At 69.0% G+C, this 20,116-nt stretch carries 15 protein-coding genes; 8 read left to right on the top strand and 7 right to left on the bottom strand.

Annotated features, from left to right (window positions below; genetic code table 11):
• The first annotated feature begins 4 nt into the window (after positions 1-4).
• Positions 5-1,873, top strand: coding sequence for a sigma-70 family RNA polymerase sigma factor (locus WME90_RS37935; protein ID WP_437276959.1), 1,869 nt, complete (start codon positions 5-7; stop codon positions 1,871-1,873).
• Between the two features lie 166 nt (positions 1,874-2,039).
• Here WME90_RS37935 and dacB read toward each other — a convergent pair whose 3' ends face one another.
• Positions 2,040-3,614: a D-alanyl-D-alanine carboxypeptidase/D-alanyl-D-alanine endopeptidase gene (gene dacB / locus WME90_RS37930; RefSeq protein ID WP_437276958.1), complete on the bottom strand. Its 1,575-nt coding sequence runs from the start codon at positions 3,612-3,614 to the stop codon at positions 2,040-2,042.
• Positions 3,615-3,791: 177 nt separating this feature from the next.
• Here dacB and WME90_RS37925 point away from each other — a divergent pair, with 177 nt between their 5' ends.
• Together WME90_RS37925 and WME90_RS37920 are read left to right on the top strand one after the other, a co-directional pair.
• Positions 3,792-4,325, top strand: a complete 534-nt coding sequence (locus tag WME90_RS37925) for a hypothetical protein (RefSeq protein ID WP_437276957.1) — start codon at positions 3,792-3,794, stop codon at positions 4,323-4,325.
• Positions 4,322-4,804: a hypothetical protein gene (locus WME90_RS37920; protein WP_437276956.1), complete on the top strand. Its 483-nt coding sequence runs from the start codon at positions 4,322-4,324 to the stop codon at positions 4,802-4,804. Before WME90_RS37925 ends, WME90_RS37920 begins: the two co-directional genes overlap by 4 nt.
• Positions 4,805-4,848: 44 nt before the next feature.
• Here the strand turns inward: WME90_RS37920 and WME90_RS37915 are convergent, their stop codons facing one another.
• Positions 4,849-5,748, bottom strand: coding sequence for a fumarylacetoacetate hydrolase family protein (locus tag WME90_RS37915; RefSeq protein ID WP_437276955.1), 900 nt, complete (start codon positions 5,746-5,748; stop codon positions 4,849-4,851).
• Between the two features lie 453 nt (positions 5,749-6,201).
• On the opposite strand from WME90_RS37915, the gene WME90_RS37910 reads away from it, so the two are divergent.
• A complete protein-coding gene (locus tag WME90_RS37910) occupies positions 6,202-7,887 on the top strand; it encodes a CTP synthase (protein WP_437276954.1) in 1,686 nt (561 codons plus the stop codon).
• A 282-nt stretch (positions 7,888-8,169) separates the two neighbouring features.
• Here WME90_RS37910 and WME90_RS37905 read toward each other — a convergent pair whose 3' ends face one another.
• A complete protein-coding gene (locus WME90_RS37905) occupies positions 8,170-9,054 on the bottom strand; it encodes an acyl-CoA desaturase (RefSeq protein ID WP_437276953.1) in 885 nt (294 codons plus the stop codon).
• A 207-nt stretch (positions 9,055-9,261) separates the two neighbouring features.
• Positions 9,262-10,251 (bottom strand): diacylglycerol/lipid kinase family protein, encoded by a 990-nt coding sequence (locus tag WME90_RS37900; protein WP_437276952.1) that lies wholly within the window; start codon positions 10,249-10,251, stop codon positions 9,262-9,264.
• Between the two features lie 95 nt (positions 10,252-10,346).
• Here WME90_RS37900 and WME90_RS37895 point away from each other — a divergent pair, with 95 nt between their 5' ends.
• A complete protein-coding gene (locus WME90_RS37895) occupies positions 10,347-11,687 on the top strand; it encodes a hypothetical protein (protein WP_437276951.1) in 1,341 nt (446 codons plus the stop codon).
• 36 nt (positions 11,688-11,723) lie between these two features.
• Here the strand turns inward: WME90_RS37895 and WME90_RS37890 are convergent, their stop codons facing one another.
• The 3 genes from WME90_RS37890 to WME90_RS37880 form a co-directional block, all read right to left on the bottom strand.
• Positions 11,724-13,739, bottom strand: a complete 2,016-nt coding sequence (locus WME90_RS37890; protein ID WP_437276950.1) for a DUF6029 family protein — start codon at positions 13,737-13,739, stop codon at positions 11,724-11,726.
• Between the two features lie 85 nt (positions 13,740-13,824).
• Positions 13,825-14,349 (bottom strand): peroxiredoxin family protein, encoded by a 525-nt coding sequence (locus WME90_RS37885; protein ID WP_437276949.1) that lies wholly within the window; start codon positions 14,347-14,349, stop codon positions 13,825-13,827.
• A gap of 118 nt (positions 14,350-14,467) precedes the next feature.
• Positions 14,468-15,190: a TlpA family protein disulfide reductase gene (locus tag WME90_RS37880; protein WP_437276948.1), complete on the bottom strand. Its 723-nt coding sequence runs from the start codon at positions 15,188-15,190 to the stop codon at positions 14,468-14,470.
• Positions 15,191-15,426: 236 nt separating this feature from the next.
• Here WME90_RS37880 and WME90_RS37875 point away from each other — a divergent pair, with 236 nt between their 5' ends.
• The 3 genes from WME90_RS37875 to WME90_RS37865 all read left to right on the top strand — a co-directional run bounded on the left by WME90_RS37875 (position 15,427) and on the right by WME90_RS37865 (position 20,081).
• Positions 15,427-16,665 carry a hypothetical protein gene (locus WME90_RS37875; protein WP_437276947.1) on the top strand — a complete coding sequence of 413 codons (1,239 nt, stop codon included), beginning with the start codon at positions 15,427-15,429 and terminating at the stop codon, positions 16,663-16,665.
• Positions 16,666-16,808: 143 nt separating this feature from the next.
• Entirely contained in the window at positions 16,809-17,909 is a 1,101-nt protein-coding gene (locus tag WME90_RS37870) for a P-loop NTPase (protein ID WP_437276946.1), read from the top strand.
• Positions 17,910-18,035: 126 nt separating this feature from the next.
• On the top strand, positions 18,036-20,081 hold the full coding sequence (locus tag WME90_RS37865) for a S1 RNA-binding domain-containing protein (RefSeq protein WP_437276945.1): 2,046 nt from the start codon (positions 18,036-18,038) through the stop codon (positions 20,079-20,081).
• The last annotated feature ends 35 nt before the right edge of the window (positions 20,082-20,116 follow it).

The following is a 20,116-nucleotide window of genomic DNA, read 5'->3' as shown; positions in this document are numbered from 1 at the left end:
GCGGTTGCCAGTTTCAACAGGGGCTCCTTCGGTCAGCTCCTCCCCTCTGTCTGGCACGAAATCGTCTCGCCTGCCGTCCAAAGGTGGCGAGACATTTCAATCTCGCAAGGTCAGCCGTTTAGAAGTGAACGCCGACACAAAGACCAAGATGAGCACGTCGACCGCCCGCCGTCCAGAAACTGCGCGGAGAAACGCCAAGTCCTCTGCTGTAGGTGCCTCTGCGCGGCTCGCGGCATCCAAGAGCTCGCAGGGGGCCGAGACCGCATCGGCTCCCCGGCGGGGGGCATCGCAGACCACCGATTCGGAGGTCTTCGAGGTCGAAGAATTCGGGGACAACCAGTCGCCGCGCTCGCACTTTCAAGGAGCTACCACCGTGGAGGGAGCCGCCATGAGGTCGACCAAGAGCAACGCCACTGTAGTGAAGGGCGAGCCGCTCGCTCAGGGTGGGACAGCCACGCCGGAAATCGCAGCGCTCAGCCTTCTGGATGACGACCAGACGGAGGAGACCGTTGTGCGGCCCCGCCCGGCCGAGATCCTTGATGAGGAGCGGGCGCCTGACTTCATCGATCTGGACCTCGGACCGCTCGATCGGCTGCCTCAGCCCGAACGCGCGAGGAACCAGGATCGGGAGCTGAAGGACGTCGAAGACGGGGGCGGCGACTCGATGCTCGCCCGCTACTTCCGCGACATGGCGCTCCACCCTGTCATGGGGCCGGACGAGGAGCTCGACACCGCACGGGCGGTCGAGCGCACGGAAGTGGAGCACTGGGTGGCGCTTCTCTCGTACCTGCCTGCGGCCGAGTACATCCTCACCGCGCTCGAGGAGGATGTCGCCAAGGCAGGTGAGGACGAGGTGAAGGCTCCGCAGATCGCGGAGCTGCAGAAGCTCGTTCGCCTCGCGAAGAAGCAGAAGGGGAAGCTGCTGGCCGAGCAGGAGAAGCCGTGGACCCAGCTCTCCGAGGAGCTCGCGGCCGCTGTCCGTCTGCCCGACTCGGATCGCCTCTGGATGGCGCGTGCGTTCACCATCGCGCGCGATCTCGTGCGCGAGCCCGACTTCGAGGACGACGTGAGCGATCCCGAGGAGACCCGTCCCACGCGGCCGAGGCTCCCGATGTCTGGCTCCTACCGCCGTTACCTCGATCGGGTCGAGCGATCCTTCCAGGCGCAGCACGACGCGAAGAACCGCTTCGTGAAGGCCAACCTGCGGCTCGTCGTGTCGATCGCGAGGCGCTACAACCGTGGGCGCCTGCCGCTCATCGACCTGATCCAGGAAGGCAACATCGGTCTGATGAAGGCGGTAGAGCGCTTCGACCACAGCCGTGGCTACCGCTTCTCGACCTACGCGTCGTGGTGGATCAGGCATGCGATCAGCCGCGCCTTGGCCGACAAGGGCCGCGCGGTCCGCATCCCGGTCCACATGCTCGATACGTACAACCGCGTAGCGCGAGCGACGCAGGCGATCATCGCGCGCACGGGGCATGAGCCGACCATCGAGGAGCTCGAAAAGGAGACGGGGGTTCCGCGCGAGAAGCTCGACAAGGTGAAGGACTTCTACGCGGAGACGCCGTTCTCGCTCGATCGTCCGGTCGGCGACGAGGATGGGCGCAAGTTCATCGACTTCCTGCAGGAGGAGAACGCGCTGTCGCCGTTCGATCACCTGGCGAACAGGAAGTGGAGCGACGAAGTCCGGCGGCTCTTGACCACGCTCACGCCGATCGAGTCGCGGATCATCCGCTGGCGCTTCGGTCTCGACGACGAGGACGAGCTCACGCTCAAGGAGATCGGCGACAAGTACAACCTGTCGCGCGAGCGCATCCGTCAGCTCCAGGAGCAGGCGCTCGGGAAAATCCGCAAGCAGATGCGCGACTACTGAGCGACGAGCTCAGCACGAGTCGATGATGCGGCCGCGCAGCGTCATGCTGCGCGGCCGCGCCACGTTAGCCACCCGAACTGGCCCCTACGAGGCGCGCGTGCAGAAGGTGAACGGGCTCCGGAGCTCAGCGCGGCCACCGCGCGTCGAGACGAGGCTGCCCGCGCTCTCACGGCGTGCGTGCATCCTTCCAGAGCTCGTCGGCGAGCGACTCGACGAAGTCGTCGATGGCCCTTCGTGCGGGATCGATCTTCCCCGGGACGTCGGAGGCGAGCACGGCGAAGGCGATCGGGGAACGACCAGGGGGCGGGAGGATGTAGCCGGAGAGGGCCGCGACCGAGGCGAGCGTTCCCGTCTTGGCGCGGATGGCGCGCTCCTTCGACCACCCGCGGAAGCGGCCGCGCAAGGTCCCATCCACACCGCCGATCGCGAGCTGCGCGACGAAATCTGAGCCGAGCGCCGGATCGAGAAGAGCGGCGCGGAGCAGCCGGACGATGGCCTCTGGCGATACACGAGCGGCGTCGAACAAGCCGGAGCCGTTCTTCAAGACGACGTCTTCCCCGAAGGCGTCGAGCTCCCTGAGGGCCTCGCCGACCACCTCCGCCGCACCCTCCGCTGTGCCGGGGCGCCCACGCTTCTCTGCGGCGAGCGTCTTGAAGATCGTCTCCGCGTAGAAGTTGTCGCTGTCCTTCCCGAGGGCGGACAGGAGCTCGCCGAGAGGTTCCGATCGGTGGGCCACGAGGAGCCGCTTCTGGCGCTCGCCGCCGAGCCGAACGTCGCCAGTGACGTCGACGCCTACTTCCCGCAGCATCTCCTTCAGCGCATACGCCACGACCAGGCGGGGGTCATCGACGCGTCTCGCCAGGCTCACCGCGCGGCCGCCCTCTGGGATGTGCCCACTGAGGTGCGCGACGAGGCGCCCGCCGTTCGGCACGAGCCGGACCCCGAGCTTCTCGGGGGTGCCGCGCCTCGCGGTGGTCACCGCGCCCTCGAGCACCGTGAAGCCTGGGGGATCGATCGCGACGGAGGCAGCCTGCCCTGCCTTCGAAGGACGCACCGTGAAGAGCAAGCTGTTCGCGTTCAGCGAGGCTGCCGCGACCGGGGCGCGGAAGGCCGCCCACTCCTCCGGTTGCTGATCGAAGGCAGGAGGCACATAGCGCGCGTCAAAGTAGCCCTGGTCGATCGCGATCCCCGCGACCTTCCGGACGCCAGCCGCTTGCAGAGCGCGCGCCATCTCCCAAAGATCACGCGTCCTGAGCGAGGGATCGCCCGAACCTCGGAGCACGAGCTCGGCGACGGCTCCGTTCGACGCTTCCCCGTAGAGGCCGGTCAGGTAGCGGTAGCTCGGGCCGAGCAGGCGCAGCGCGGCGGCCGCCGTGAAGAGCTTCGCGTTGGACGCAGGGTTGTACAGGCCGCGTGGATCGAAGGCGGCAAGCGTCGCGCCGCTGGCGACGTCGAGGGCGAGCACGCCGACCCGTCCTCCCAAGTGGCGCACGTCGGTGGCGAGCTTCTCGAGGTGCGCTCGAGCGCGGTCAGGGTCGATTTTTTGAGGCCCGCGCGACGCGAGGGGCGGCCGGGGTGCGCTCGGGGCGACGGGGTTTTCTTGTGTCGGCTTCGCTGTGCGGGGAGAGCGGTCGCCGAGACCCGCGTCGCCGTCGAGCGGCTGCGAGCCGCTGGGGCGGGCGAGGATCAACGAGAGCAGGAGCGCGACCACGGAGGCGGTACGGCGGGGATGTCGAGGCATGCGATCTCTCCGGCTGTACAACGCCTCCACCGCGGACGCCTCCTCCGGTCGACCGCTCGGCGCAGCCCGGCGGCGCTCATTGGTGCGCGCGTGTGCGCTCGGGGTTGTCCTCGCAAAGGAGAGCTTGCTAGGGTGCGCGCAGACGCTCCTTCACGCTCTGTTCGAAGGGAGGACACCGTGTCCCAGCAGCATTCGACCCGCGCGCTCTTGCCGCTCCTCATCCTCGCGGCTGCAGCATGCTCCGGCGCCAAGCCCAAGCAGGCAGGGGAAGACTACAACTTCGAAAAGGCATCGTCGGATGTGGCCGATCCCGCTGACACGGGGAGCTCGGACGCCGAGACGGGCAGCTCCGGCGCCGAGGCGAGCGCGTCCTCGGGCGGCGGTGCCGGGCTCAACGCCGATCAGAAGAAGCAGATGGAGATCGCGCTGCGACGCGGGGGGGACAAGGCGGCAAACTGCGCGGAGGTCGTGTCCAACGCGCCGACCGGCGAGGGAGAGGTCAAGGTCGTGTTCGACGGCCAGAAGGGACGCGTGATCGACGTGCTGGTCGGACCGCCCTTCGCAGGGACGCCGGCCGAAGCTTGCGTGAAGCGCTCCTTCATCGGAGAGATCGTGCTGCCGTTCGATGGCGAGCCGCTCGAGGTCCCGTACACCGTGAAGCTGCCGTCCAAGAAATCCGGCGCGGGCGCTTCCGGCACCAAGACGCCATGAAGAGCGCCGCCCTCGCCGTCGTCGCCGCGCTGGCGCTGGCCGCCGCCTCCGCCGGCGCGGAGGAGCCGGCGGCACCTCCGCGGTACCCGCCGTCCTCGGCACGCACGAAGGTCATCGTCGGCGGGGTGGCGGTGACTGCGCTCGCCTACGGCGCGGCATTCCTCGCTGCATCCTCGTGGCCCGAGGTCCCTGGGGCGAGCGAGCTCAAGATCCCGATCGCTGGTCCCTGGCTCGCGCTCGCGAAGAACGGCTGCGCCGCGGACGATCCGGACTGCGGAGCGACGCTGTACCTGCGCGGGGCGCTCACTGCGATCGGTGGGCTCGCGCAGCTCGCCGGCCTCGGTCTCGTCGGCGAGGGGATCTTCATGACCACGGAGGCGCGCTCAGCGCAGCCTTCGACCCCTGCGGCGCTGACGGTGCGACCGGCCCCCGTGATCACCGCGAACGGCGTGGGCTTCGGCGTCGTCGGTACGTTCTGAACCACCGAGGAGCGCGCGCCTCGAGGTGAGGCGCCGATGCCCGCTCACCGGCGGCGCCATGGCAACGGTGCGGGGCCGCAGACGGGCTTGCCGGTCATCCGTCCGATGCGCTCGATCATCAGCTCCACGTCAGCGCCGTACGGCACGCGCTGGTCAGCGCTCCCCCCGAAGACGCGGCCCGCTCCGATCACGTCACCCGCACGCAGCTCGATGTGGTTGCTGATGTACGCGACGGATTCCGTCAGCGAGAAGGTCCACTCGCCAACGCGTGAACAGTGGCGCGTCTCGGCGTCGACGCGGACCTGGGTCCGCAACGCCTCGACCGAGCCGAGCTCGTCGGGCGTGACGAGCACCGGGCCGAGCTGCGTCGCGAAGTCCTTCGCCTCCGATGGGGGGAGCCCGCGCGCCAGCGACAGCGCCTCCGTGCCGCGCGCAGTCCAGTCGTTCAGCACCGTATAACCAGCGATCGCGCGCTCCGCTTCCTCCGGGGTGGCGCGCCGCAGATCCTCGCCGAGGATCGCCGCGAGGTTCAGCTCGTAGTCGGGCTCGTCCTCGAGCGGGGGGAAGGGGACCTCGGCAGCATGTCCCAGCAGCGCGCGGCTGTTGCCGAACCGATACCAGGGGCGCTCTGCGCCGTGCGCGTAGGGGCCGAGCTGGATGTACGCAGCGCGGTCGGCGGCGCAGGGAGGCAGCCACACGATCGTGGCAGGGTGCAGCTGCGTCGACGCGGGGCGGTCGCCGCTGAGCAGCCGATCATCCAGCGCGTGAAGGCCGGCACAACGAAGCGCCACCACGCGCGTGTGAAAGTCTGAAACGCCGCGGATGTCCGCGAGCTTCGTCCCGAAGTGACGCTCCAGCTCCGCGACGTCGTAGAGCGCTCCATCCCGTTCAAGCGCTACGATCGGGCTGGACGTCGCGAGCTCGAGCACATGGGCGATTCGCATGGCGTGACCAGGTCGCCGGGAGCCGGCGGAGCGTACCATCCCGGTCCGCCGAAGCTCTCAGGCCGGCGAAGCCCCCCGCGCCCACGCCTGCGGCCGGCGGTCGGCGTCAGATCCCGAGGGCGATGCCCATCTTGGGACATCGGATTGTCCTTTGCATTGACGCGCAGGGAGACCGGCCTAGAATGCCGGCGGATTCAGAGCGGCATCACGTCGCGCAGGCTTGCCGCGGGCACCGTTGCAGATGGGCTCGTACGGCAGGTCAGGTTCTGTTGCCGGCGCGGGGTTCCCCGTTGCGGGGTTTCCACCGGCTTCGGTCCTGCTGACGGGGCCGTGCGGCTTGTAAGCCGGGCAAGGTATTTGCCGTGGACAGCCGAACCTTGACGGCGCTCACCTTGGAGCGCCGCTCGAGGGACTGGTTACAGGCGCGCACACGGCGCTGCGGAGCGATGGGTCATGAGCAAGCGGACCAAATTCGTCTTCGTCACAGGCGGAGTCGTATCGTCGATCGGCAAGGGACTGGCTGCAGCGTCGATCGGGGCGCTGATGGAGTCCCGTGGGTTGAAGGTTACCCACCTCAAGCTGGACCCGTACATCAATGTCGATCCCGGCACGATGTCCCCCTACCAGCACGGCGAGGTCTTCGTCACAGACGATGGCGCAGAGACCGATCTCGATCTCGGGCATTACGAGCGCTTCACGCTCGCCCGGATGAGTCGGCAGAACAACTTCACCACCGGCCGCGTCTACGAGGCGGTCATCTCGAAGGAGCGCCGCGGCGAGTACCTCGGAGCGACGGTGCAGGTGATCCCGCACGTTACGGACGAGATCAAGCTGCGCATTCGGTCTGCTGCGGACGGGGCTGACGTCGCGATCGTCGAGGTCGGCGGCACGGTGGGTGACATCGAGTCGCTTCCGTTCATCGAGGCGATCCGCCAGCTCAAGGTCGAGTCGGGCGCGCAGAACGCGATCTCGGTGCACGTCACGCTGGTGCCGTTCATCGCGACGGCGGGCGAGCTGAAGACGAAGCCGACCCAGCACTCGGTGAAGGAGATGCGCGAGATCGGCATCCAGCCGGACATCCTCCTCTGTCGCTGCGATCGGCCGCTCCCGCGCAGCATGAAGGAGAAGATCTCCCTCTTCTCGAACGTCGCCGTCGACTGCGTGATCGCGGCCGTCGACGTCGACTGCATCTACGAGCTCCCCCTCGTCCTCCACGCCGAGGGGATCGACGAGAAGATCACGGAGCTGCTCAACATCTGGGCGAGGCAGCCGGACCTGTCGCCGTGGCAGCGCATCGTCGAGCGTTTCAAGAAGCCGTCCCGCGGCATCGTGAAGATCGGCGTCGTCGGCAAGTACGTGCACCTGCGCGACTCCTACAAGTCGCTCCACGAGGCGCTCGTCCACGGCGGGCTCCACAACGACGTGCGGGTCGAGCTCGAGTACATCGACTCCGAGCAGATCGAGGCGCGCGGTGCGCCCGAGCTGCTGTCGAACCTCGACGCCATCCTCGTGCCCGGCGGCTTCGGCGATCGCGGGACCGAGGGGAAGATCGAGGCCATCCGCTACGCGCGCGAGGAGAAGATCCCGTTCTTCGGGATCTGTCTCGGCATGCAGCTCGCGGTCGTCGAGTACGCGCGCCACGTCTGCGGCATGACGGGAGCGAACTCCGTGGAGTTCGATCGCAACGCCGCCTATCCGGTGATCGATCTGATGCCCGATCAGAAGGGGGTCGTCGAGAAGGGCGGGACGATGCGCCTCGGCGCGTACCCGTGCGTGCTGGACAAGGGCTCCGTCGCCGCGGATGCGTACGGGCAGACGAGCATCAGCGAGCGGCACCGGCACCGGTACGAGGTGTCGAACAAGTACCGCGAGGCGATGGTGCAGAAGGGGCTCGTGCTCTCCGGGACGTCGCCCGATCAGCGCCTCGTCGAGATGATCGAGCTGCGCGAGCACCCGTACTTCGTGGGCTGCCAGTTCCACCCCGAGTTCAAGAGCCGCCCCCATAGCGCGCACCCGCTCTTCGCGCGCTTCGTGCGCGCCGGTCTGGAGCGCCAGCGCGAGCGCAACAAGGCCGAGAAGCCGAAGCCCGGCGATTCTGCCACCGCCCACACCCAGCAAGCTGCCTCGTCCGTCAACTAGAGCGGGCGCAGGTTCGTGTGATACGGGCTCAGCCGCTAGGCAGGCGAGTGAGGCGGACGAAGTACGCCGCAGCGAGCCGAGCGACGCGGGTGAGCCCGTCGCGCACGAAGATCGCCCCGCTCTAGCGGCCCACGCCAGAGTTCCCGAGGGGCTCTGGACGCTGCACCGGCGGCGAGACGCGTGGTGCTGCGATGGTTGTCGAGGGAGCTGTCGCGAACTCTCGCGGACGAAGGCCGCCATGCAGCCTCCGTCCGCAGATGATCGCTGCTGAACGCAGTGCGATCAGACGTCGCCGAGGCTCGGCTGGCCCAGCGGCGGGGCGTCGAGCGGCTCGACGTGCGCGGCTTGAGGGGCGAGGAGCGGTGAGCGCTCGCCGACCTCCTTGATCAGGTTCCGCTGCAGCACGTGCGCCGGCGCGGTCCTGAGATCCCAGATCAGACCGAGCTTCTCCATCGCGCGCAGGATGTAGAAGCTGACGTCGATCTCCCACCAGAAGAAGCCCTGGTTCGCGCTGCTCATGTAGTGGTGGTGGTTGTTGTGCCAGCCCTCGCCGAGGGTGATCAGCGCGAGCCAGAAATTGTTGCGGCTCGTGTCGGTCGTCGCATAGCGCCGGGACCCAAACACGTGCGCGAGGGAGTTGATCGTGAACGTCCCGTGCATGAGCGCGCATGTCGATACGACGTAGCCCCACAGGAACGCGTCGTAGCCGCCCACCGCGAAGAGCAGCGCCATCATGCCGAGCGGCCCGACCACGTGGTAGCGCTCCAGCCAGCGGAGCTCAGGGAAGCCCGCGAAATCAGGGATGCGCTTCAGATCGAGCTCCTCGTGCTCGCGGCCGAGCCACCAGCCCATGTGCGCGTACCAGAACCCCTTGCGGAGCGGGCTGTGGACGTCGCGCTCGGTGTCCGAGTACTTGTGGTGGACGCGGTGCGTCCCGCCCCACCACAGCGGGCCCTTCTGGGTCGCCGTGGTCCCGAGCAGCGCGAGCAGGAACTGCAGGCCGCGGCTCGTCTTGTAGCTCCGGTGCGAGAAGTACCGGTGGTAGACCGCCGTGATCGCGAACATCCGGACGAAGTACGTGGCCGCGGCGAGCGCCGCGAGCTTCCAGGTGGCGCCTCGGACGAAGGCGACCACGGTGCCCACATGGATCGCAGCGATCCCCAGCACGTTGAAGATCTGGCCTAGGCCGGGGCCAGATTTCGGTACGACGACTCGTGTGGGGCTCGATGCAGGCGCTTGCGTTATGGGTTCCAAGGTGGATGGAGCATCGAGCACGCCCGTCACTGGGGCTCACGACGCCGGTCATGATTCCGTCATGCGACGCGGCAGGCGGCTCACCGAGGGATCGGGCGCGCTGCGTCGACGGGCCCGTGCTCAGGGGCGCAGGGAGACGACGTCGATGGATGGTCCGGCGGAGACCCGGATCTCCCTCGCTCGGAGGGGATCGCCGTCGAGGATGTACGGGCCGTCGCCGAGCGAGGTCGCGCTGACCCCGGCGCCGAACCGGACCGTGAAATCTTGGACAAGGTCGTCGAAGTGGTCCTTGCCGCCGATCCGGCGGCCCGCGAGGACGAGCGGGGCGCGCGGCCCGAGCTCGCGAGGGGGCAGGGCGCTGGCGACGAGGTGCGGGCGATCGAGATCCTCGCCCGCCCGGTAGGTGACCAGCATGTGGATCCCGAGATCACGCACTGCAGACGAGCAGATGAGCGACCAAGCGCGTGGGGAGAGCTGCCGTCCCTCCACGTCGATCGTGCAGGGCAGCGGGTCGAGGACGCGACGCGCATAGGCGCCGCCGTAGAAGGACTCGATGAACACACGCGCCACGATGCGCGCCGCGGCGCCGTAGCCGTCGCCCCCGCGCTCGTAATAGACATCGAAGAAGCTGGCCACGAGCCCGGTGCCGAAGATGAAGCCGATGCGCTCCTCGACACCGTCGCGCGTCGTCGCGCGCACGCGCAGGGTGGGTCGCCGGACGCCTCCAGGGATGGTCGACCCGCTGCGGAGGCCGCGAACCTCGCGGACGATCCGCGCGAGGAGCACGGCCGGATCGCCGGCCATGCCCCAGTTCCGCGCGACGGTCGCGACGGTGCCGCCCGGCAGCAGGACGAGAGGTGGCAGCGAGCGCTCGCCAAAGGCGCGCGCGAGGGCCGTGACGCCGGCCATGAAGCTGCCGTCTCCACCCGAGAGCGCGACGAGATCCGTACCCCGCTGGGCGAGCCGCTCACAGACCTCCGCGAGCTCCGCGACGCTCGACGTCGGGTGGAGCTCCGCCGCACCAGCGCACGCGGCCGCCATGCGGTCGATGAGCGATGGCCTCGCCCGGTACCGGCGCGCCGTGGTGTTGACGATGACGTCGATACGCATGGTGCCGGAGCGTGAGCGCCCTATAGAACGGATTCCCCGGGTGGTCGAGCCGAAGGGGCTTCGAGCGCGAACTTCGGCGCGGTAAGAGGCGCGTCATGCGCCGCGTGCTCTCCGGTTCGAGCCTCGCCGGGCTCCTCTTCCTCCCCGCCGTCATCGCCGTCGCCGGCGTCGTCGGTTGCACGAGCTCGGCCTCCCTGCGCGCAGCCGAGGCGGGCAGGTTCGACGAGCTGCGCCGCACGTTGAGCGACGAGCTGCGCCGTGGCGCGCTGGACCGCGACGACGCACGAGCGATCGCCCGCGCTGTCGCGGAGGGGGAGATCGCGCGCGCGACGCCGCCATCGGGGGCCGAGCGGCTGCGCGAGCTCCGCACATGCGCGCGCACCCTAGAGGATGCGCTCGCCGAGCGCGCCGCGGGATCGGACGCGGTCGCGACCGCCGCGGCGATGATCCTCCTCGAGGCGGGGATCTCCGACCCGGGGAGCGTGAAACGGTACGCCAGCGAAGCGGCAGCGGGGCGAGACGCCGGCAAGAACGCGGCGCTCCGCGCGCTGGAGGCGCGGGCGCTCGTCACAGCCGAGGACGGCGCGGCGCGCCGCTCGCGGATGCTCGACGGAGATCAGGAGGTTCGCGTGTCGGCGCTCCGCGCCGCCGCCGCGGCGGCGGACCCGAGCGACCGGGAAGCGCTGCTCGAGGCGGCGCGGCTCGACCCGTACCCGCTCGCGCGGACGCTGGCGATCCGCGCCGCCGGGGCGCTCGGCGGAAGGGATGTCGTGCTGGCGCTGCGCGATATCTGGACCCTCTCGGATGAACCCGGGCGCGAGGCCATCGCCGAGGCGTGGGCGACGCCGCGCGCGCTGGGCGACGGCGGGCGTGCGCAGCTCCTCTGGGTGATCTCCACCCAGCGCGGCGCGCCCGCGATCGCCGCCGCGCGCGCGCTGGTCCGCGAGGGAGGCGAGGGCGCCGGCGAAGCGATCTCCGTCCTCATCGGCGCCATCCGCTCCAGTCAGAGCCGGGATCGCGTCTACGCCATCCTCTCCGCCCCGCTCGCGGATCCGGCGGTGCGATCCGCGCTCGTCGAGGCGCAGGGCGATCCGGATGAAGCCGTGGTCTTCGCCGTCCACTCGCGCCACGTCGACGCGCCGGCGCGGGACGTCGCCGCGCGCGAGCGCTCGGCGGCCGTCGCATGGCTGATGAAGCTCGCCGCGGGGACGTCGACGCGCGCGGTGCTCGCGCGGGGAGTCCTCGCACGCGCAGGCATTCGCGCGGCCGTGCCGCTGCTGGAGCGCGATCTCCGATCCCGGGAGATCCCGGTGCGCGACGCGGCGGGGGCGGGCCTGGTCGCGCTCGGCGAGATCCCGCGCGCGGCGTCGCTCCTCGCCGACGCAGAGCCCCAGGTCAGGACCTCGGTGGCTTGCGCGATCCTCGGCGCGTCCTGAGCGCTGCCGGTACCGCTCCCGAGCTGGTCCGGCCGCTCAGAACTTCGAGACGAGCTCGAGCCGCGCGCCTTCAAACGGCGGGAAGAACCGGCACACGCCCGAAACGCAACGCAGGCCACCGCGCCGCTGGCCAACGAAGAGCTGCGCGGTGTCGACGATCCGATCGAGCGTCGTCCTCGTCGACCCGGCCTTCCACTGCAGCCCTCCGTTGAAGAAATGGCAGAGATCGCCGCCCTTGCCAGGCTCACACCCAGGCTGTGAGGTGTACTCATGGCCGAAAATTGCCGAGAGATGGGGTGACCACTGGAGCGCGAGGTAGTTGTCCCCTTCGAGCCAGGAAGATTCGAAGTTCTCTGGCCTGTAACGACGACGGCTGTTGCCCTGCACCTGGATCGAGAACGCGCCTGCGAGGTGCTTTACGACGTCGTAGCGGACGTAGCCCTCGCTGTAGAAGAGGCGGCCAGTGTCGGCCTCATCGGATTGCCGGACTCCAGCCCACGCGCGCACGTGCGAGCGGCTGCCGTCGAAATCGATCTCGGTGCCTGCCGCGGTGTCCCAGGTGTCGGTCCTGCTCGAGTCGTCCGTCTTGCACTCGTAATTCGCCTGGCGCTCGGAGAAGCTCACGTAGCGACCGAGCCAGGCATAGATGGCCGCTTTCCGGGTGAACCGGTAGTCGACGCGCCCGCGCCCGCCGGTCACGCAGACGTTGGGGGATCCGATCGGCTCGACGTAGATGGGCTCCGCCGTCGGAGGCTGGTTGTACGCCACGCCCTCGAACTCCGGCGCATTGAACCCCGGGTTCGACAGCACAGAGACATCGATGTTGGCCGAGAGCGGGAAAAATCGCCGGTAGTGCTTCCCTTCGATCGCGACGGCGAGCGGACCGCCTCGCCCGTTCGCCGCCAGATAGACCGCATAGCCCGAGACGTCCTTTGCCGGCACGTCGTCGCGGCCGAGGTGACCGTCACGGAGCTGCTGACCGGCCACCTCGACGTAGATGTCCCCGTGCTCCGCGATGGACGGAATGCTCACCGAGCCGCTGAAGGTGCGGATCGTGTTGTGCTGCCGCGCGGGGGTGTTTGTGACGAACTCAGGGAACTCACCGGCGCACAGGCGTTGCTGTGCCTGGCTCAGCTCGTCGTCCTCGATGACCTGGGCCGCGGCCATGCATCGGTTGAACTCCTCGGTGTACGACTTGCGCAGCAGCAGCGCGCCGTTCGCCGCGAGCTCGACGCCCTTCACGCCCACCTCTAGGCGTCCGCCGAGCACGGTGTCCTCCAGGTAGTTCGGCCGCGCCCCCTCGATCACCTTGTGAGGTTGGTGATTTTCATCGGTCTCGAGCATGGCCAGGTCGCTTGAGCCAGGGAAGCCGAAGAAGAGCGGCGACCCGTCGCCATGGAGCCGCCTGCCGCTCGCGTCATCGACGCGCAGCGGGTTCATCTGCCCGGCGAAGGCGGTGGCCTCGAGCCTGAACAGCTGGAAATCCTTGTCGAGCACGAGCCTGCCGCCCCTCAGGGTCGTGTCGATGGCCAGCTCGTCCATCTTCCGAACGCTGAAAACGAGGCCGCGTCCGAGCTGAGCGTAAAAGTCGCCTGCAGTCGCCTCGATGCCCGGCTGCGTGTAGGTGAGCCAGAGCTTCGCCGGATAGACCGTGTTCAAATAGCGGGAGTGAACCTCCCGTGTGGCGTCGTCCAGAGCGAACGAGACCTCGTCGTGCAGGACCTTTTCCTGCAGCTCGAGGCTCGTCGCCGAGGGCCTGGCCAGGTAGAAAGATGCGTTGAGCCGCGTCCCGAGCTGCAGGCGCCACCAGTTGAGCTGGGCGTCGAGCCGATCGACGATCTCGCCGTAGTTATCGTCGAGATAGCGCGAGGGATAGCGGCGATCGTCGTTGCGATTGTTGAAGTGATAGCTGACGGCCGCGGTGTTCACGACATCGAGCGAGATCGGTTCACCGCCGACGTTCGGGAGATCGACCGCCGCCGCCGGAGAGGCCGCGAGGAGGAGCGTCGCTATCAGACAGGAACGGACGAGGCGGAGCGGGCTGCGCACCATCCGATTTCTACCACGGACCTCGGCGCCGTGGAGCGAGCGAGCAGCGGACCCAGCTGGCAACGCGCGCCAGACGGCCGCCCCTGCGCTACTGGCCAAGCGCCTTCTCGATCTGCTCGGCGAGCGCCGCCTCGTCGCCGGGCTGGTACCCGCCGCGTTTGTGGAGAATCGAGCCGTCTCGGCCGATGAGCACGGAAAACGGAAGCTCGCGCTTCGGATTGTACTTGGCGGCCACGGTCGTCTCCTCGTCGAGGAGCACAGGGAAGATCATCTCCCTGTCGTGGACCGTGCTGCTCACCTGCGCTCGCGACTCCGGTCCGTCGAGCGACACGGCGAGCACGACGAACCCCTTGTCCCTGTGCTTCTTGTAGAGCTCGACGAGGTGGGGCATCTCCGCCAGGCACGGATCGCAGGTAGTCGACCAGAAATCGATCAGCACCACGCTCTTGCCGGCATAGTCCGAGAGCCTGACCGTCTTGCCGTCGAGGGCGGGGAGCGAGAAATCCGGCGCTGGGCTCGCCGATGAGCCGCCGGAGGCCGCCCCGCACGAGGTGGCAGCGAGCCCGAGGACGATGAACGCGAGCGAGAGGGCGCAGCGGGGTTTTCTGTTCATCTGGGTTCCGTCGCGAATGGGCCGGCCTGAGCGGCCGACCGGCATGAGGGATCAACGTCGCGGGCGCTCTGGCAAATTCTCCCACACGGGCGCGTCGACCGGCGGCTCGACGACGCGCTCACGGCGAGACTCCTTCAAGCTCGCCGCTCATGATCTTCTCAAAGGTTCGCCAGAAACCGCTGTCCTCCTCGGGCACGCCAGCGACGATCTCCATGATCTTCATGTCCTGCGTCCTGACGATCATGTTCGCCGGGAACGCATCGGCCTGGAAAAGCGCGCCGAGCTTGTACGAAGGGTCGATTGCCGACGGGTACTTCACGTCATACTGGGTCGTCCAGCGGTACAGATCGCGCGCCACCGCCGCCTCGCCCGGGTTCCTTCCGTCGGCGAGCTGAACCAGGAACTCCCCGCCCTTCGGTTGATACTCCTCGTAGAGCCTGGGCAGGACGGTCTCCGCCTCGATTTTGCAGGGGCCGCACCATACGGACGAGACGTCGATCAGCAGCGCTCTCGGCTTCGGCTCTCCGGCGCCGTAAGGCGAGCCTTCCGGAAAGACCTCCGTCCCGGTCGGGTTGTAGAAATCGGCGAGCTGAATCGGCTGCATCGTTGCGTTGTTTTCAGCGGCGTTGGCGTACCCGACGAACTGATAGTTCGCGATCACCCGGTGGAGGCTGATCCCATACGGCCCAGCCGGATATCGAGCAGCGTTGGCCGCAGGTTGACCCGTCCCCTCGGGAAACGGAGGTGCCGGGATGGGATCCTCTTCTCCCGCGCAGCCGACGAGCCCTAGGGTCGCCACGACGAAAAGGCCCATCCAACCGAGAACTGCGTCGATTCGCATGATGCCACCGCCTGAAGTATGGTGTAGGAGTGCTCATTCTTCTGGGCGGCACGGGGGGCGTCAAGGGCAACCTTGCCGTCGCCGCTTCGCTCGGGGGCGCGTTTCCGCAATCTCCGGCCAGGCCTGCCGTGCCGGCCCCGAACCGCGGGTGTTTCCCGCGCTGAGGTTCTATGCAGCAGGTTGTCGCTTCTCACAGCACCCGTCGGCCCGGTCTCCGTAGTATCCACGCCTTCCTGATGCTGTGCTGCCTGGCCAGCGGGGCGGCCGTCGCGAGCGGCGCATGCTCGTCGTCGGACACGCCGCGGGACGAATGCTTCGGGGGGGTCGTCATCGACGGCGTTTGCGAGGGCAAGTGCGAGCCAGCGCTCTGCCTGGAGGGCAACACGTGCGTCGGCAATCGCTGCATGCTCAAGTGCAGCAGCCACCTCGAGTGTGTCCCAGGCCTCCAGGACTGTATGCCGGCCCAGGAGGACGACACAAAGGCCGAAATTTCTGTCTGCAAGTCGAACGGGAAGATGGTGGGCTTCGGTGCGCCCTGCCCGTTCGGCCCCGAGTGCGGCCAGTTCGGTCGCTGCCCGGACGATACGCCGTGCAACCCGATGCAGTGCAACGGGAACCCAGGCGAGTGCCAGCGCGACACAGCGGTGTGCGGCGACGACCCCGCCTGCTCCGCCGGCAAGTGCAGCGACGGCAGCTACTGCTTCATCCCGACCTGCAGTCCGGACCAGTGCACCTCGCTCGGCCTGGAGTGCCATGGCAAGGGAGAGGGGGACGCCGAGGCCTACTGCACGCAGCCGGATTGCGCGAGCGACGCGGATTGCCCCGGCGGCTTCGAGTGCGCCGTGACCCGCGATCCTCACGAGATCTGCGGCACGGACAAAGGGAATAGCAGCTTCTGCGGTGAGACCGACGAGGCGTGCCTCGACCGCTCCACGTTCGGGAAAGGCAACACCTATGTCGAGGGCTCGCTGTGCCTGCTGCGCAGCACCTGCGTCAAGCGCACCCAGTGCGCGCCGTGCAGCGCGGATCTCGACTGCTCGCTCGTCGCAGGGCAGCGCTGCGTCACGATCGGCGGCGAGAGCCGGTGCGCCCGGTCCTGCGAGGCGGACTCCGACTGCGACCTCGACTACCGGTGCGACGACGGCGCGTGCATCCCGCGGTTCGGCGCCTGCACCGGGGAGGGCAAGTTCTGCGAGCCGTGCCGCAACGACACCGAGTGCGGCGACGCGGACTCCACGATGGAATGCACCACCACGCTGCGCGGCCAGCGGGCGTGCCTGGACGCGGCGCTCCCCATCGCGTGCACCGCGGAGAACGCGGCCGACGTGTGCCCGAAGTCGCCCAGCGGGCTCGTCGGCGCGTGCGTGTGCGTCAAGATGAATTCGAGCGGGGAGTGCGAGGACTCGCGGTGCTACCTGCCGTCGCGGCGGCTCGATCCCCGCGACCCCGATTCCATGGTCACCACCTGCTGGTGATGGCGCCGGCCGGGCGCAGGAACGGCGTGTGTGTCGCCGCGCCCGGCCTGAACGAGCGCCTGACGAGCGCCTGACGAGCGCCTGCAACGACGCCGCGCTCGCCGGTTGACGGGAATCCCGAGCAGTCCTAACTCCTCCGCCCCATGCCCATCACGAAGGACGCCGCGCTCGCTGCGCTGGCAAAGGTCAACGCGCCGGATCTCCAGCGCCCCCTCACCGACCTCGGTCGCGTCCGGGAGCTCTCGGTCGAGGGCGAGACCGTCTCGCTCACCGTCGAGCTGACCAGCCACTTCAAGCAGCGGCTCGCGGCGGACATCGACGCAGCCCTGAAGGGCGCCGGCGCGAAGGCCGTCCGGATCGCGTGGGATGTCGGCATCCCCACGCGCACGATCCTTCCGGACGACCCGTCCCCGGGCGTGCGGAACATCATCCTCGTGATGAGCGGCAAGGGCGGCGTCGGCAAGAGCACGGTCGCCGCGAACCTCACCCTGGCGCTCAGCCGCGAGGGGGCCAAGGTCGGCCTGCTCGACGCGGACATGTACGGGCCGAGCGTCCCGACCATGCTCGGCGTGATGGGCCGCCCGACGTCGGCCGACGGACAGAAGTTCCTGCCGCTCGAGCGCTTCGGCGTGAAGCTCATGTCGATCGGCTTCCTGTTGGAGGATCCGAGGTCGGCGGTCGTCTGGCGCGGACCGATGCTCCAGAACGCCCTCATCCAGTTCATGCGCGACGTGGAATGGGGTGAGCTCGACTACCTCGTGCTGGATCTTCCGCCCGGTACCGGCGACATCGCGCTGACGATTTCCCAGAAGATGAGGACCACGGGGGCGATCGTCGTGACGACGCCGCAGGAGGTGGCCCTCCAGGACGTGTACAAATCGGTCTCGATGGCCCAGAAAGTCGGGATCGCCCTGCTCGGCGTGGTCGAGAACGAGAGCTACTTCGTGTGCGACGGGTGCAGCAAGCGGCACGAGCTCTTCGGGGCCGGCGGCGGGCAGAAGATCGCCGAGTTTGCCGAGGCGCCGCTGCTCGGCCAGATCCCGATGGACCCGGCCATCCGGGAGTGGGGCGACGCCGGCACGCCGGTCGTTCAGGCCGCCCCGAGCAGCCCGATCGCGCGCGCTTTCGTGGATGTGGCGGAGCGGCTGGCCGGTCAGGTCAGCGCCCACAACCTCGCGAGCGGGGGCGGTCTCCGCATCGATCGGAGCGGCGGGACCAACAAGCACCTGCCCATCATGCGGTAGGCTCTCGCGTAAACGTCCCGGGTACGTTATGGTTCCGGCCCCTTCCCCCATTGACCCGAGGGGCCGCTGGAGAGAACGCGAGCACGTTTCGCCCCCCATCGGCATGCGCTGTCGCGCGAGGCGCGGATGAATACCCACGAAAATACCACCACGCCGGCGGACGCGCCGGCAGCTCCGGCCGACCAGGGCGGCCCGCTCGAGTCGTCAAACGCTGCACCCGAGCAAGCAGCCCAAGCCCATGAAGCGGGGGCCACCCCCCCGACCGAAGCGAGCCGCGAGCCCGGCGGAGAAGAGTCGCCGCAGGCGAGCTCGACCCAGTCCGAGGCACCACCGGCCGCTGCGGCGAGCGCCGCCGTTCAGGCGAGCGCTGCTGACGACGATTGGGAAGAGCAGCCCGGCGACAACATCGGCAACCGCGTCCCAGGCCTGCCGCGGGACGATATCGGGAATCGCAAGCCGGGGTTCTCCCCTGGCAAGCGGAACCCTCCGGCGGCCGCGAAGCCTGCGCCGGCGGCGAAGCCTGCGCCGGCCGGAGAGGCCGGTGCGGCCGCGCCGGCCGAGGGCGGCGCTGGAAAGAAGCGCCGCCGCCGCCGTCGCCGCAAGGGCGCGGAGGAGGCCGGCCAGCCCGGAGCCGAGGCAGCAGAGGCGGCCGAGGCCAGCGGCGCGGAGGCGGCCGACGCCGCAGCCGACGCTGCAGAAGATGAGGGTGAGGAGGAGCAGGCGGCCGACGAGGCGGGCGGACAGCCCCAGCCCGGAGGCGAGAAGCGCAAGCGGCGCAAGGGGCAAGGTGCGCCGCCGCCGCGAGAGCGCCCGGCCTTCAGCATCGGCGAGGAAGTGTTCGGCAAGGTCAGCAGAATCACCGACCATGCCATCTGGATCGACATCGCGGGGAAGGCGACGGGGCTGTTCGACCGTCGCGAGATCCTCGATGAAGAGCCGCCCGTCGAAGGCGATCAGTTCATCGCGACCGTGGCGAGCACCGGCGTGCGCGGAGGGATGCTCCTCCTGTCGAGGGCGCCGGTGCAGCTCGATCAGGCGCGCGCGCGCGCTGAGGCTGCGCTCCAGAGCGGCGAGTCGATCGAAGGGTTCGTGACCGGTGCGGTCAAGGGCGGGCTCGAGGTCGATCTCGGCGGCCTCCGCGCCTTCGCGCCGGCGTCGCACGTCGATCTGCGCCACGGCGCCGATCTCAACTACCTCGTGGGACAGCGGCTCGACTTCGGCGTGACGCAGTTCGCGAAGAAGGGGCGCGACATCGTCGTGTCCCGCCGCAAGATGCTCGAGGAGGAGAGCCGGAAGGCGCGCACCGAGGCGCTCACGTCGATCGAACCCGGCTCGCTGCACAAGGGCATCGTGCGCAAGGTCGTCGCGTGGGGCGTGTTCGTCGCGCTCCCCGACGCTGGCGGCGTCGAGGGGCTGGTCCACATGAGCGAGGCGAGCCACGACCGGGGCGCCAAGCTGGCCGACCTGTTCAAGCCGGGCGCGGAGATCGACGTGAAGGTCCTCCGCGTCGACGACAAGGGCAAGCTCTGGCTGAGCCGCAAGGCCGCCACGGTCGATCCGTGGGACGCGGTGAAGGAGAAGTACGCGGTCGGCACGCGCCACAAGGGCAAGGTCGCTCGCCTGCAGCCGTTCGGCGCGTTCATCGAGCTCGAGCCGGGCATCGATGGGCTCATCCACACGGCCGATCTCTCGATGAAGCCGATCCAGCACCCGAACGAGGTCGTGAAGGTCGGCGATGACGTCGACGTGGTCGTCGCGACCTGCGACGCCGCGGGCCGGCGCATCGGGCTCCACCCCGCGCCGCCCGAGGGCGAGGAGAGCGAGCCGCGCCAGCGCGTTCAGCAGGGCAAGTCGGTGAAGGTGGCCGTCACGCAGGTGACCGAAGGGGGGCTCGTCGTCCGGGTGCTCGGCGCCACGGGGCGGGCGGCCCGCGGCTTCATCCCGGCCGGCCACACCGGCACGCAGCGCGGGACCGACCTGCGCAAGGAGTTCCCCCTCGGGACCCAGCTCGACGCGAAGGTCATCGAGGTGGATCCGCGCCGGGGAGAGGCCAAGCTGTCGATCCGCGCCCTCAAGGAGGACGCCGAGAAGCAGGCGTACCAGCAGTACCGCGCGGGCGTCGCGCGCGAGGCCAAGTTCGGCACGTTCGCCGATCTGATGAAGAAGAGCTGATCCCGAGAGGCGCGCGCCGCCCGCGCAGCGGCGCC

It is taken from the genome of Sorangium sp. So ce375 (assembly GCF_051473855.1).
In the GTDB taxonomy this organism is placed as follows: domain Bacteria; phylum Myxococcota_A; class Polyangia; order Polyangiales; family Polyangiaceae; genus Sorangium.
This window is presented reverse-complemented; position numbering and strand designations above follow the sequence as displayed.